This is a genomic window from Neobacillus rhizosphaerae, from assembly GCF_050477885.1.
Lineage (GTDB): Bacteria > Bacillota > Bacilli > Bacillales > Cytobacillaceae > Neobacillus > Neobacillus rhizosphaerae_A.
Genome location: NZ_JBCNAC010000087.1, coordinates 1 through 13416, shown reverse-complemented (window position 1 = coordinate 13416; position 13416 = coordinate 1). Strand labels below are relative to the sequence as shown.

The following is a 13416-nucleotide window of genomic DNA, read 5'->3' as shown; positions in this document are numbered from 1 at the left end:
ATCAAGAATAGTATCGTTTCCAAATCCTACCCTCCTTTTTTAATTGGGCTTTGTTAAAATGGCTGTTGATTTCCGCTCCAGGCGCTTCGCTTTCCGTGGGCGTTTCGGCGAGCCTCCTCGGCGCTTGCGCCTGCGGGGTCTCCCCTGAACCGTACTCCCACAGGAGTCTTCGCACCTTCCGCTCCAATCAACAGGATATAAAAATTAACAATCTTCTTTAACACAGCTATTTAATAAAGAGAGAAAAATTGCAGCAAATGCATTGCTGTTTTTGCTCTCGACAAATGAAAGAAAAAAATATAAAATAGGAAACGAATGTATATAATATTGTTACATAATTTTCTTTAAAGAGTTAGGCACATTGCCTCATTATACCAAAAAGGGGGGACTTTTCATGGGTTTAGTTATTATTTTCGCTATCGTAACCCTGCTTGCTGCATATGGTGGATATAGCGCGCTAAAGAATAAAAATTTCTTAGGTGCATTTTGGGGTATCGCTTCTTTTCTTGTTTTCGGATGGTTCACAGTAATGACAGTATTACAACACGGTTTTCCTACTGGAACTCATTAAAAAACATTTAATGCCTTATACAGGCCTGAAAAAAAGACTGTCCGTTGACAGTCTTTTTTTTATTCCTCATTTAGAAGGCTTGTAACCCGGTCTACTTTATATTCCATTGTTCGCTTCACATCTCTCCGATCATCAATGCGAATCGTTGTAGCCACCCTCTGTATTCCTTCTGCAAATGGAACCTCGTGCATGGCTTGGATCACTTCAAAAAGAACAGGAAGTTCCCCTTCAATAATAGTATTCATCGGTGTAAGTTGAAAGCGGATTTTTCCAGCACTTTCATACTTCCTTAAAACCTTTTGTACACTTGCTACATATTTACTGACACTTGGAGTTTCCGTACCTAATGGAATCACGGTTACATCTACAATAGCCATGAACAAGCACCTTCTTTACCTAGATTTTATAACAAAGTGATTTTATCACATTGCCTTAAAAAACAAAAAGAATGACTATTCGTGTGTCATTCTTTTATCAATTCATAGATTTCCTTTGTTTTTAAATCAATTATTTTCTCAAAACGATTCCCGTATAGCAGGGCATTACCGGAAGGAGAAAAAAGAATGGGTTCATTATCAAGGTGCTCCATAATTAGTTCGCTCTTTTTCTTCTTAATATTATAAGAAACCAGCTCAAATCCCTCTGTATAGGAATCAACCTCGCCCGATCTTAGAGGCTTAAAGGTTATAAATTGACCTCTAGTCTCAGAGTAATCATAGAAAGGAACTAACCAATCTGAAAACTTTGTTAGCTGTGGGATTGAAAATGCAAATTGCTCTTTCATTTCTTTATCAAAAAAAGTATAAGCTGCCATAGATGAATCCTCTTTCTTAACAGAAACAGTTATTAGTAGATTTTGAAAAGTTGAAAATTGTATTACTTCTGGTAATACTGTTTTTTCTTTTCCAGTCTCTAAACTTCTGAAAATAAGTGGAGCAAATAAGGAGGGAGTATTTTCATCCCAATTTAAATAGGCAACGTTTTTTTTATCAATCCACTTAATAAATGGCTGTGGTAAGTTCAGCTCTACACTTTTTGATTTACTCGTATCTAATAACGATAACTGAAAGTTCCAATCCTCATCAAATTTTGTTACAAGAATTTGTGATTCATTAAAGAGATTCCACTCAAAGTCTAATTCATAGGACGCAAATGACTGTTTCATTTGTTCATTACCATTTTCATCTATAATGGTTACCACCCCTTCGTACGAAGAAGGTGAGGAATGAATTAAAATATTTTTCTTAGATGGGCTTATTTTTATAGTAACGATAGGGTACTCACTTTTATAAATTAATTTACTTTTCCCAGATAAAAGGTCATATCTATATACGCTTGATGTTTGCTCAAGATTCGTAATATAAAGAACCTCCGTGTCAGAAAGCCATCCACCAAGCATGTAGAACTCGCCTGCTGTTATGGAGATTGGTAATTTCCAATCAGCTTCCTCATGATGAGTCGTTTCTTTTAGCGTTTCTTTTTTTACATTCGTTTTTAGTTTTGGTTGCTGTTTATCAGCACAGGCAGTTGAAAGAAGGGTCAAGAAAATTAATAGTAATATGAAGAATAGATGCTTCTTATTATTCGGTTGGTCCAATTTAATTCTACTGCCCCCTCCCTTTATGCTTCTCTTATGTTAGTACGTTTTTTTTACAAAAATGTTTCAAGTTTTCTAACTTATAAGGACAAAATAGGAAAAAAGCCGTATACCCGGCTTTTTAAACGAAATGTCTTATTGATGATAATTAATTTTAATCAGTATGGAGAGATAAAACAAGTATATAAATTAAAAAGAAAGAGCAGCCTTAAAAATTGCCTCTGATGGCTTTAGTATTTTTTGAAATTGCGATAGGGGAAGAGGATTGATCCCCTTTCCTAACTCCATGGTAAAACCTGGGCGTTTAAACTCTTGGATAAACCAATCCTTATATCCTGCATGACTATTAACATAACGTATGGCTCGGTATCCGCTTACTCTCTCAAACTCTTTGGCCATTTCCTCCGATACTGAAGGCTCCAGACCTTCATACCCCCAATAAAATTCCTCTCCCTGTGTGTGGAAGGCAATTATATAATCAAAGGAGTTATTTTTTGCTAAATTCGCCATTGCAATTGCTTCAGGTTCAGTTAATGGTGAATAGCCTGGGAAATCCCTAGGCGCTGGAGATTTTGGTGTCTTATTTCTTTTACAAACGTCCCAGTTTGCAGGAAACTGATTATTTAGGTCAATCCCTCTAATATTTGCCTTCCAATGAACGAATTCATCGCTTCCCTCATTCATTTGAATGACATCCTCCCTAAACTCTCTAGGAGGCCCATTTAATACGAGGTCTACTCCATCAGGGTTGACCATAGGTACAATGGATAACTCTATTTCTTCATATGAATGAAAAACCTTTTCTCCTCTTATCATAGATCCATTTGTTAAAGAGAGAAGATAATTATTGACTAAGCACATTAAAACCATAGTTGTAATCCATTCATTAGCATGGAAAGAGGCATTCATATGTATTTTCTTTTTCCCCCGTCCGATCCTAATTTCATGAATTGAATTCCCAAGAACACTCTTACCTATTATATTAACTGAAATAAAAGGATAAGCCTTCTTAAGGTTATGAATTGTTTTTTCAAGACTGATATAATTACAAGAAGATTTCACTGTAGTAAATGGAGTAGTAATCCTCTCTGGTACATAAATAGTCTCACCCATTTTTACACGTTCTGACTCCATACTTGGATTAAGGATGAGAAGTGCATCTACATGTACATCTAAAGCCGCTGCAATGTCCAATAGAGTATCCCCTTCTTGTACTACATAGGGGATAGATATATATCCTGGTATTTTAACTTTTTCTCGTAATTTCAGGTTATTTGGACTTACATTAGGATTGGAATCTTGAATGAGGCTGTGCGGCACCTTAAACAAGTGACTAAAAAAGGATAATGTCTCTCCGGGTCGTATAGTTATTTCCATTCTTCCCCCTCCTCCCATCATAAATAAATATGTTGGATGACTGTAAGAAATGAATGTATGAAAAGAAAAAGCCTGCATGATTGCAGGCTTTTCAAATGAGGTTTACTATTGGTTTAATTTACTCTTTATAAGCCAAGCTGCCCCAAGGACACCCGCATCATTTCCTAATGTTGCTAAAGACAAAGTTGTGGATTCTCTGACAGCCGAAAAAGCATATTTAACAAAGTATTCTTTTACCTTATTTAATAAAATGCTTCCAGCCTTTGAAACTCCACCGCCAAGAACAATCATACCTGGATTTAGCGTGTTGGCAATATTAGCGGCAACGAAGCCTAGGTGAAAGGACACCACATCTAAAATTTCAAGAGCTAATACATCCCCATTTTTGGCTGTATCGAACACATCTTTAGCCGTTATTTTTCCATTATTGATTAAAATATTCCTTAGTTCACCGGTTGATTCGCTCTTATTTAACTCTTCCATCGCCAAGCGAACAATACCTGTAGCTGATGCCACTGTTTCAAGACACCCCGTCTTGCCACAATTACATGGTGCACCATCAAAAGGGATAGCAGTAATATGGCCAATTTCTCCAGCTGCACCGTTCACACCCTGAACGATATTCCCATTAGCAATAACTCCACCGCCAACACCTGTTCCTAACGTGATGCAAACAAGGTCCTTAGCTCCATTTCCAGCACCCTTCCACATCTCACCCAATGCTGCACAATTGGCATCATTTTCAATTGTAGCAGGAAGACTGGTAGCTGTTTCGAGACTTGCTTTTAATGGATAGTTATCTTTCCAGCCTAAATTTACCACGTTTAAAATGATTCCATTCTCGTAGTCTACAGGCCCAGGAGCACCCATTCCAATTCCTATTAATTTGTCCCTCTTCTGACCTAATTCAATTAATTTTTCATCAATAGCTTTTGAAATATTTAATGTTATATTTTGACCTTCATTGGTGTTATCGGTAGGTACTTCCCATTTTTCAACAATTTCTCCATCCATCGTGATAAAGGCTATTTTAGTAGTGGTTCCCCCTAAATCAACGCCTGCAATCCATTTCTCTGACAATGTATATTCACCTATCTTTGTTATTTTGATTTTTCTTTCTCTAATTGAATTTCGTGTCTTAAAATTAACAATGCCGTTTGGAACTCTCTTGTTTCTACTAACTGCGCCTGATACAATTCCTTTAATTCCGACTCCATTAATTCAAGATCTGCGACTCTATCCCCGACATAAATAAACGTTCCAAATTGCTTTAAGAATTGCTGAATTTCATAAATCGTTTTCATCATGATCCCCTTAATTTTAATATGGAGAGAACAATTAGTTTCACAACAAAAAGTATAACCTAAGCAAAATTCCACCTCAAGGCAATAATTTACTTATTCTATAAAAATCCTTCTTAATTAATACATGTCCAATTTATTGTCATTTCCATGATTATGTTGCCATATAACAGTAACAGGACAAACAAAGGGTTATTTAAGTAGGGAAGGAAGAAAAATTGTGAAAAAAATTTATGCCATGGTTGGAATTTTAATACTCGGTATCACCGCTTGCGTTTACTTCCAAGTAAAAACACCTGTTGCAGAAGAAAGTATTACTTATTTCCCAATTGCTCCTAATGTAAACTTTACATCTGCCAGAACCTCTCTATCTCTATTTGAACCAAGTTCCTTGCTTTGGACGATAGATTCCACTCTTGACCGAAAAGCGTATTTACGGCAGGATGCAGGTTTTTTATACTCCAATGGAAGGCTGATTGGAGAACTTGGCGATTGGAAACAAAATACATCAAGACTCATACAAGAGAAGCGCATACCAATTAAAGATTCTTCTCTTTTTCAAGCAATTACTTTTCACCAAGGTGAACTCCATGAAAATGAGGGCCCAATATATAGTTCTCAAGCATTATCAGATGATTATTTATACGTTATTCCCCAAGACAACACGAATCGATCCTTCCGCAGCCCTAAATCAAAAGAACAAACAGAGTGGAAACAAACACTTGATGAACAAACAGAAAGAATGCTGCAATACACTTGGAATAAAGGGATTAGGCACTATACTATTCATTTAAATGACTATCAAGCATTTCCATTCACTCGATTTAACGAGGATGCAAAATCTGGTTTATCTAGATTTTCAAAAGCAGCTTCCGATCGAATTGTTGGTCAATTATGGGAAGGCCTTTATAAAAATTACTTCCTTGGCATAAAAAAGGCAGACGGCACCCTTGAATCTCCCATTGGCAGTGCCCTCCCTCTCATTTTAGTAGCAAAGAATCAATCCCATTTATTAGTTTTAACTGAGACGGCAAATGGGGAGCCTATTCTCCTCCGCCAGATGATTGAATAAGGTGGTCAATTTCCCGAACTAAGGCCGAATATTCTTTTTTATCCGGACTTAGTTTGGCCGCTCTTTCGGCATATTTCTTCCCTTGTATTAGGTCGTTTTCTTCTAGGTAAATAAGTGCCAGATTATAGTTGGCTTCTGGAACGTCAGGTTCCAAACTTAATGACTTAAGCAAATGTGTTCTTGCCTCTTTTAGCATGTTTTGCTTAATCTCCGTAAAGGATAACAGAAAATAAATTTGAGCCGAAGGATTCTCAGACTTCTCCTCTACACTCATAAGAACTTCATACGCCTGCTTATAATTCTCATTGTTCATATATTCTTGAGCTAATATGAGATTTGAATTTACATCTTTAGTTTTTGATGTATCACTAAAACCGAAGGATAAAGAAATCGCAACCGCTACAATGGATAGGAGTAAAAATAGCACTTGTAATAGTGGTTTTTTCCTTTTTGGAAAATGTGTCATTCCTGATGCCAAAAACCCTCCAATAAGCCCACCTAAATGTCCGGCGTTATCTATTCCACTTTGTGAAAAGCCAAATGCAATATTTACTAAAAAGATAGCGATAACGTACGTTCCAAGTGTCCTTGCAAATAATTTTGGGTAGATGACACCAAAATAAAGTAAGGCGCCAAAGCATCCCGCTATCGCTCCACTTGCTCCTACTGAAACGTTATCAACAAATAAAAAGCTAGCGATGAACCCAGTTATTCCCGAAAACAAATAGATAAATAAAAAGCGGACACTACCGTACATTCTTTCAACTGCCGTACCTATAAAATATAAGGATAGTGTGTTCATAGCTAAATGGGTAAATCCACTATGAAGAAATACTGGTGTAAGAAGGCGCCACCATTCACCATCTTGAATGTATGGATTAAACTTTGCTCCATACTTAATCAAATTTTGGTTATTCGTACTCCCACCATGTGTCTCTAACCAGAAAAAAACGGCAATTTGAATGATCATAAATACGTAGGTAAAAAATGGTTTCCCGCTCTTAAATACTGCTCTTTCAGAGTTCACTTTTTTTATTGCATATTCTAAAGCAGTATTCTTTAAATGGGTAGCGTCATATTCCGAGTATTCCTCGTTAATTGGAAATGAAATGTCCTTTCCATACCGCTCTGAAAGACATTGTAAACCTTCATCGTAATTCTTGCTAGATAACAGAACCGAGTTCACACTAGTTTTCTTTCCTTCTGGATAAACAAATGGCTTAGCCAGTCGATACTCATATTCATCAACAGGTGGAAATTGACTTACATAAATATTTAATAAATTTAGTTCCCCACGACGGACCTGTCTACGAACTCTCTCTCCATTAGCTGAACAAAACTCAATATCTTTTTGTATGGAATTGCTCCAGTTAATGTCTTGGCGAAGCAAACGAACAATCGGGGCACCCTTACTTTCTAGTTTTTCTAACCAAAGCTCTTTTTGATTATCAAATAATTGAATAATTCTATAGCCCTGCTCAGATATGAAAAAATATGCCAACCTCCAAAATACATAGTCCTCTCTATAATTCAACTTCCCCCCTACTTTCTATATAAGAATAAAGTCGCACTAAGAGACATTTTTATTCATTTTTTCCTCATTACTTTCATTATAAACGAATTACTTAAGTCACCATAATTAAACAAACGAAATATTAGTTAACAAAACAAAAAAACCATCTGTGGCTTTTCACCGTTCAGATGGTCCTCCAAATACCGATTGCATCATTTTATTTTTTACACCAGGAAAGCTCATAATGGAACCAACAGCTAACCTACGTATCCAACCGGAACCAAGTAGAATATTGATTAATCGATATCTGTATCGAAAGGCAAAATATCCAATTGAGCCAATCATCAAAATGGATGTTAACATACGTGACATTCTCATCCCTCCTGTTATTATTTTGTGATAATAGTTTGCTTATTATCCAAAAAACCTGTAAAAAAAGACTGACCCAATTGCAGTCAGCCTCATATTGTCTTTCTATATATTCTTAAATACTGGTTCCATTGTTTTCTTTAGAACATTAACTGAGTTTGTAAACCTTTCTTTTTCATCCTCACTTAAGTCGAGTTCGACGATTTCTTTTATACCGTTTCTATTCACTACTGCAGGAACCCCAATATAAATATCATTTTGTCCATATTCACCATCAAGGTATGCGGATACAGTAAGAACAGAATTTTCGTTTCGTAAGATCGCCTTGGTCAATCGAACTAAGCCCATGGCAATTCCATAATAAGTGGCACCTTTTCTTTCGATGATATGGTAGGCCGCATCACGAACATTTAGGAAGAGTTGATTTAAATCATCTTGATTGAATCCGGCCTTATTTTTTGTCCATTCAGAAATAGAAGTACCAGCTATATCAGCGTGGCTCCAAACAGGAAGCTCAGTATCACCGTGTTCACCAATAATATAAGCGTGAACATTTCGGGTATCTACATCGAAGTAGTCACCAAGTAAGAAACGGAATCTTGCTGTATCAAGGATTGTCCCTGAGCCAATGACGCGTTCTTTAGGAAGTCCAGAGAATTTCCAAACCGCATAGGTTAGAATGTCAACTGGGTTTGTAGCAACTACAAATATTCCATCAAATCCACTGGCCATAATTTGTCCAACAATGCCTTTAAATATTTTTGTGTTCTTCTCAACTAAGTCAAGTCGAGTTTCTCCTGGTTTTTGGTTGGCCCCTGCTGTAATGACAACAAGATCTGCATCGCCACAATCCTTGTAATCTCCATACCAAATTTTTGTTCGAGATGGAGCGAATGGAAGTCCATGATTTAAGTCCATTGCATCTCCTTCTGCTTTTTCTTTATTTAAGTCAATTAAGACAAGTTCCTCAGTTATACCTTGATTTAATAAGGCAAATGCATAGCTAGAACCAACAAATCCTGTACCAATTAATGCTACTCTATTCACTCGATTTAACATGGCTTATTCCTCCAATAGGTAGTTTAAGGTGCGTTCATGATCTCTCATTTATATCTTACCTACAATTAGATTGTACACTATTTCACAATCTTTCATTGCTATTAATTCTCCATGAAAACGTTGTCTATTAGTCAATTTTGTTACAAGTGAGTTTGTTGTTTATTATCTGGTTAATTGATTGACTAAAATTGCTATCATTGCAGAAAGGACGCCTGAAAGAAAATTCACCATATCATTATCTACTAATGGAGAACCCTTTATTCTAGTTGTCTCTATTAGACAATGTTCTTTTTTCTCCGTCTCTATTCCACATTTTTTACAAACATATACCTGCTGGTAAAAGGCCCCTATAATCGTATCAATGACATTACCAATAAAACCAAATAAAAAAATGAGAACAGCTAATCTAATGCTTAACGTAAAAAGCCAATAACTAAAGATAGAAATAAGAATCGAACCAGCTAGTGCTGCGGTGGTGCCTAACATACTTATTGCACCTGAAGTCCCCTTCTCAATCCTCTTAAATGTACGTATGTATATGGGGGGCTTACGGCTAAGGCTTCCAATTTCAGATGCCCATGTATCTGAATTCGCACTTGCGAGACAAACAGCAAACCCTATTAACCAAATAGGCTCATGATGATAATAATGAACTATACTAAAAAATCCAGCTGCTCCTCCATTAGCAAACACTTGCCGCCAATCCCTTGTTGCACCTTTTGCCAATTTTTCTTCAATATTACGCTTTGCGGAGCTCTTATATTTTGACCATAGGCTTGAAGAGGCAAAGAAGACACCCAGAAGGACTAATCCATTTGTTCCAAATCCCACATATACAGCAAGTCCCGTAATTATAGCTGCAAGGGCACCTGATACGCTCAACGATTTAAGTGAATAACCTGCTAGACCTGTCAATAGGATACCTATAAAAACGATTATCACTTCGATCATTTTATATGAATAACCTCATCATTTGTAATAATTTTTGATACAGGTAGATCATGCGCTTCAACTTGGAATTGCTCAACAATTTGATTTCCAAAGGCAAGTGAAAGGGTTTTCCCTGAATAAGCAGTTAAATACCGATCATAATACCCACCGCCAAAGCCCACGCGATATCCTGTCCTCGTATATGCAAGGCCTGGTACAATTAAAAGATCGATATGGTCTGCTTCGACCTTAGCAGTTTGCTCTACAATTGGTTCATAAAGACCATAAAACACGGACTCAAGCTGGGAAAATCCCTTTAATGTTCGAAATACTAATTTCTTTTCCTTTGGGCTACACTTTGGTACCACCACTTGTTTGCCTTGTTCCCATGCTTTTCGAATAATTTGATATGTATCAACTTCAGGACGCTTTGATATGGTGATTCCAATGACATTTGCTTGTTTCCAGTCAGGATCATCAAACAACCTGGTTGCTATTTTATAGGAGTAATCTTCATAGAGAGGTCTTGTTAGTTCAGAGAGAGAATCTTTTACTATTTTGCGTAGTGAATGTTTATCATTCATTCGATTGAAACCTCCATACATAACTTTTAGACAACAAAAAAAGCAGCAGGAAGCCCTACTGCTTATTTTGTTTCACGGTGTGCTGTTGTACGCTTTTCTCTTGGGCAATATTTCTTAAGCTCAAGACGGTCTGGGTTGTTACGTTTATTTTTTGTTGAAATATAGTTACGGTCTCCACACTCAGTGCAAGCTAACGTAATATTTACACGCATGTCAATTTCCCTCCAAACGATTAAGCTAGTTCGTTCATACGACTTTTCTATAATATCATTTTTCAAAAGGAAATGCTAGTGTATTTTTCATAAGTGCTTGTTCCATTGTAATTAATTCATTTTTATTCGTTCCATTAATGGTCCAAGTATTCATTTTTCCTGTTTCATGTGGTTGGATAGTCATTTTTAAAGCGAATACACTTGCAGCTGGATCCTTGGCCAATGGCTGATATTTCAAAGTTCCGGTTTGAAGTGAGCTCCAAATTTGATCTGTATAGACATTCCAAAGAGGCATAGCAGTATATTCAGTTAGTCCTACCCTTTGGTAATGAGCATTTACTAAATAAACCTGTTTATTTGCATGATGAAAGATGCGATTATCTAAAGGAGAAACGAAGGTTAAGTGATCTTTCCCAATATTTGAAAAATGGTGCATAGCTAACACTTTAATCTCTTTCATCTGATTACCGTGGTTACTTACGAAAATACTAGATACTCGAATTTTAGAATGTATTTGTTCATGTTTTACTTTAATTGTCATTTCTTCATCATAAATGACCTTTTCCGTACAGTCCTGTAACCAATAGTATTTCCCATTAACCCATAGCCCAGGTATAAATAGTAATGGTTCAAATGACTGTTGACTGTTGGAATTTTGTTCAATATTGTATTTTTTAATTAAATTCATCATCGCTAACACCTTATTTACGAATTATTTGCCTTTCCTGTCCATCTTCCTCACTCTTGTTAATGCGCTCATTTAACAATAGATCTTTCATTACTCTGCTTGTTTCTGAGGCAATTCGTTTCCAACCATACAAGCTCTTTACAATTTGCCGTCCCTTTTCTCCAATTTTTTGTGCTTCTTTAGGATTATTATTTAAAAAGTTAATTTGCTCCATTAAGCTTCGTGCATCTCCTGGAACCGTTACTAATCCTGTTTGGAGGTGCTTAACTATTCCTTTCATGCCTCCAGTATTGGACACAATCGTTGGTTTACCAAAAATCATTGTTTCCAATGCAACAATTCCAAAGGGTTCATATAAACTTGGAATCACTGCCAATTCACATTCTTGAATCAAGGCATTTCTTTGTTCATCTGTAATGTAGCCAATAAACTGAACATGACGCTCTAATTGCTGGGCTGAAATAAGCTGACGATAAGTCTCAAGCATTGGCCCCTTTCCAGCAATAATAAATTGATAATCTAATCCTTCAGATTTGGCAATTGCGGCTGCCTCAATGATGGTTTCAAATCCCTTTTCCTTTACAATTCTACCTAAGGAAAATATATATTTTTCGTTCTTAAGTTCCGGAAATATCTCATTAAAGGCTTGTTTTGGTGCCACAAACTCAATCCCATTTGGAATAACAGTTATACTCACATATGTTTCATTAAATATAGAAAGGAGTTCATCCTTCATGAATTCACTGCAAACAATAATATGATTTGATTCAGAAATTAACTGCTGTTCCTTCTCATGTATAAATTGCTGCATTTCATTATAAATCCCATTATTTCTCCCATGCTCAGTCGCATGAATGGTCGTTAATAATGGGGCACCAAGGATATCCTTTAAAACAATTGCAGATGCCCCTACAAGCCAATCATGTGCATGTATTAAATCAAATGTAATCTCTTCAGATAATCTTTCAGCCTTAAAGGCCATAGATAAATTTAAGCCGCCTATCCAGGAAAAAAAATGCTCATCACGATTATTTATTGGTTGAACTCGGTGAACATGCACACCTTTCATGGTTTCAAACGCAGGAAGTTTGTCCGTTCCAGCAGTTAATACATGAACTTCATGACCAAGTGCTGCCAATTCAGCAGATAAACCGGCTACATGCCTTGAGAGTCCCCCAACAATATTCGGTGGATACTCCCAGCAAAGCATTAAGATTTTTAATTGCCAATTATTTTCGGGCTTAAAACTAGCCTCACCTTGTTGAGAAAATGTCTTATTCATTTTTCTCCTCCAAGTTGGTAGTTGTTTCTATATAATAGCTATACGTACTTACATGTTCCGTCCACTTTGGCGGTTTCTCTTCATATTCTTGAACCTTCAAGTAAAGATCAGAGTTCCCTTCATATCCACTGGGGATCTGGGAATTAGGGGTTTGAATGCAATTAGACCGATGAATAGGGAAAAAATTATGATCTGAAAAATAAATTCCTAATTCTGCAACATAATCTCGATTGGGTATTAGGCCTTTAATTATCCAATGTCCACTTTGATAAGAAGCGGGGATTTCATAAAAATGGTTTGCATTTTTCCCATTAAACGTAATATCTGTTACATCATACACACGGATAACCGTTACGAGCTCCTCAAACCTTTTCTTGAAAAATAGTTCAATTATTTTCTTCGGTAATTCGGAAACTTCCCAGAAAAGAATAATTTTTCGAGGGGAAACAAGTTTTGCCTTCAATTCACCCTTAAGAGGAATTTGATCAGGTGCAATTTGGCTATTTGTGGACTTTTTACCAGTGGGTTTTTGAACATTTGAATTTATTTCATCCGAATGATCCATCCATTTATTCCATCTATATTGAACTTTACCAACCGTTGTATTAAGTTCTAATGCAATTCTTCGAAACGATAGCCCGTCCCCTCGTAATTTAATTATTTCATCAATCATGTTTTGTCCTCCATTTCTGCAAACAATCATTATATGCATATAAATCCATATTATTCTTATTATTTATAATTTAATGTTATCATCAGATTAATAGGCACACAATAAACGCAATTTGTCGTATCTTGCTTCCTTTTCGACAAAACTCTACTTTATGAATAGACTATGTTAAACTTGCCTGTTAATTTCCG

General features: G+C 36.3%; 16 protein-coding genes. 2 read left to right on the top strand and 14 right to left on the bottom strand.

Features of this window, described 5'->3' with window-relative positions:
• Positions 1-394: 394 nt before the first annotated feature.
• Positions 395-571, top strand: a complete 177-nt coding sequence (locus tag ABES03_RS11705; RefSeq protein WP_308083184.1) for a DUF2759 domain-containing protein — start codon at positions 395-397, stop codon at positions 569-571.
• Positions 572-630: 59 nt separating this feature from the next.
• Here ABES03_RS11705 and ABES03_RS11700 read toward each other — a convergent pair whose 3' ends face one another.
• The 5 genes from ABES03_RS11700 to ABES03_RS11680 form a co-directional block, all read right to left on the bottom strand.
• On the bottom strand, positions 631-948 hold the full coding sequence (locus ABES03_RS11700; protein WP_430117462.1) for an MTH1187 family thiamine-binding protein: 318 nt from the start codon (positions 946-948) through the stop codon (positions 631-633).
• An 86-nt stretch (positions 949-1034) separates the two neighbouring features.
• The gene (locus ABES03_RS11695; protein WP_430117461.1) at positions 1035-2168 is read right to left on the bottom strand and encodes a hypothetical protein; all 1134 of its coding nucleotides are present in this window, start codon (positions 2166-2168) and stop codon (positions 1035-1037) included.
• 189 nt (positions 2169-2357) lie between these two features.
• Positions 2358-3545, bottom strand: a complete 1188-nt coding sequence (locus ABES03_RS11690; RefSeq protein WP_430117460.1) for a M14 family metallopeptidase — start codon at positions 3543-3545, stop codon at positions 2358-2360.
• Positions 3546-3650: 105 nt separating this feature from the next.
• Complete coding sequence (locus tag ABES03_RS11685; protein ID WP_430117459.1) at positions 3651-4625, bottom strand: ROK family glucokinase; 975 nt, start codon at positions 4623-4625, stop codon at positions 3651-3653.
• Between the two features lie 20 nt (positions 4626-4645).
• Positions 4646-4849, bottom strand: a complete 204-nt coding sequence (locus tag ABES03_RS11680; RefSeq protein WP_430117463.1) for a YqgQ family protein — start codon at positions 4847-4849, stop codon at positions 4646-4648.
• 217 nt (positions 4850-5066) lie between these two features.
• Between ABES03_RS11680 and ABES03_RS11675 the strand changes: the two genes are divergently transcribed.
• On the top strand, positions 5067-5918 hold the full coding sequence (locus tag ABES03_RS11675) for a hypothetical protein (RefSeq protein WP_430117458.1): 852 nt from the start codon (positions 5067-5069) through the stop codon (positions 5916-5918).
• Here ABES03_RS11675 and ABES03_RS11670 read toward each other — a convergent pair.
• From ABES03_RS11670 to ABES03_RS11630, 9 genes are all read right to left on the bottom strand, one after another.
• Positions 5890-7452: a rhomboid family intramembrane serine protease gene (locus ABES03_RS11670; protein WP_430117457.1), complete on the bottom strand. Its 1563-nt coding sequence runs from the start codon at positions 7450-7452 to the stop codon at positions 5890-5892. The genes ABES03_RS11675 and ABES03_RS11670 overlap by 29 nt on opposite strands.
• 156 nt (positions 7453-7608) lie before the next feature.
• Positions 7609-7803, bottom strand: a complete 195-nt coding sequence (locus tag ABES03_RS11665) for a hypothetical protein (protein WP_430117456.1) — start codon at positions 7801-7803, stop codon at positions 7609-7611.
• Between the two features lie 102 nt (positions 7804-7905).
• The gene (locus ABES03_RS11660; protein WP_430117455.1) at positions 7906-8859 is read right to left on the bottom strand and encodes an L-lactate dehydrogenase; all 954 of its coding nucleotides are present in this window, start codon (positions 8857-8859) and stop codon (positions 7906-7908) included.
• Positions 8860-9021: 162 nt separating this feature from the next.
• A complete protein-coding gene (locus ABES03_RS11655) occupies positions 9022-9810 on the bottom strand; it encodes a DUF92 domain-containing protein (RefSeq protein ID WP_430117454.1) in 789 nt (262 codons plus the stop codon).
• Positions 9807-10373, bottom strand: a complete 567-nt coding sequence (locus ABES03_RS11650; protein WP_430117453.1) for a 5-formyltetrahydrofolate cyclo-ligase — start codon at positions 10371-10373, stop codon at positions 9807-9809. The genes ABES03_RS11655 and ABES03_RS11650 overlap by 4 nt, the downstream gene beginning before the upstream one ends.
• A 62-nt stretch (positions 10374-10435) precedes the next feature.
• Positions 10436-10585 carry a 50S ribosomal protein L33 gene (gene rpmG / locus ABES03_RS11645; RefSeq protein WP_015594975.1) on the bottom strand — a complete coding sequence of 50 codons (150 nt, stop codon included), beginning with the start codon at positions 10583-10585 and terminating at the stop codon, positions 10436-10438.
• A gap of 55 nt (positions 10586-10640) precedes the next feature.
• Positions 10641-11276: a hypothetical protein gene (locus ABES03_RS11640; protein ID WP_430117452.1), complete on the bottom strand. Its 636-nt coding sequence runs from the start codon at positions 11274-11276 to the stop codon at positions 10641-10643.
• A 10-nt stretch (positions 11277-11286) separates the two neighbouring features.
• Positions 11287-12555, bottom strand: coding sequence for a glycosyltransferase family 4 protein (locus tag ABES03_RS11635; protein ID WP_430117451.1), 1269 nt, complete (start codon positions 12553-12555; stop codon positions 11287-11289).
• The gene (locus ABES03_RS11630) at positions 12548-13228 is read right to left on the bottom strand and encodes a DUF4912 domain-containing protein (protein WP_430117450.1); all 681 of its coding nucleotides are present in this window, start codon (positions 13226-13228) and stop codon (positions 12548-12550) included. The genes ABES03_RS11635 and ABES03_RS11630 overlap by 8 nt, the downstream gene beginning before the upstream one ends.
• Between the last annotated feature and the right edge of the window lie 188 nt (positions 13229-13416).

Bases quoted from the DNA above. Each gene is read 5' to 3' on its own strand.
- ABES03_RS11635 (WP_430117451.1), bottom strand. From the start codon at position 12,555: ATGAATAAGACATTTTCTCAACAAGGTGAGGCTAGTTTTAAGCCCGAA.
- ABES03_RS11640 (WP_430117452.1), bottom strand. From the start codon at position 11,276: ATGATGAATTTAATTAAAAAATACAATATTGAACAAAATTCCAACAGT.
- ABES03_RS11705 (WP_308083184.1), top strand. From the start codon at position 395: ATGGGTTTAGTTATTATTTTCGCTATCGTAACCCTGCTTGCTGCATAT.
- ABES03_RS11660 (WP_430117455.1), bottom strand. From the start codon at position 8,859: ATGTTAAATCGAGTGAATAGAGTAGCATTAATTGGTACAGGATTTGTT.
- ABES03_RS11700 (WP_430117462.1), bottom strand. From the start codon at position 948: ATGGCTATTGTAGATGTAACCGTGATTCCATTAGGTACGGAAACTCCA.
- ABES03_RS11665 (WP_430117456.1), bottom strand. From the start codon at position 7,803: ATGTCACGTATGTTAACATCCATTTTGATGATTGGCTCAATTGGATAT.
- rpmG (WP_015594975.1), bottom strand. From the start codon at position 10,585: ATGCGTGTAAATATTACGTTAGCTTGCACTGAGTGTGGAGACCGTAAC.
- ABES03_RS11680 (WP_430117463.1), bottom strand. From the start codon at position 4,849: ATGAAAACGATTTATGAAATTCAGCAATTCTTAAAGCAATTTGGAACG.
- ABES03_RS11655 (WP_430117454.1), bottom strand. From the start codon at position 9,810: ATGATCGAAGTGATAATCGTTTTTATAGGTATCCTATTGACAGGTCTA.
- ABES03_RS11650 (WP_430117453.1), bottom strand. From the start codon at position 10,373: ATGAATGATAAACATTCACTACGCAAAATAGTAAAAGATTCTCTCTCT.
- ABES03_RS11690 (WP_430117460.1), bottom strand. From the start codon at position 3,545: ATGGAAATAACTATACGACCCGGAGAGACATTATCCTTTTTTAGTCAC.
- ABES03_RS11630 (WP_430117450.1), bottom strand. From the start codon at position 13,228: ATGATTGATGAAATAATTAAATTACGAGGGGACGGGCTATCGTTTCGA.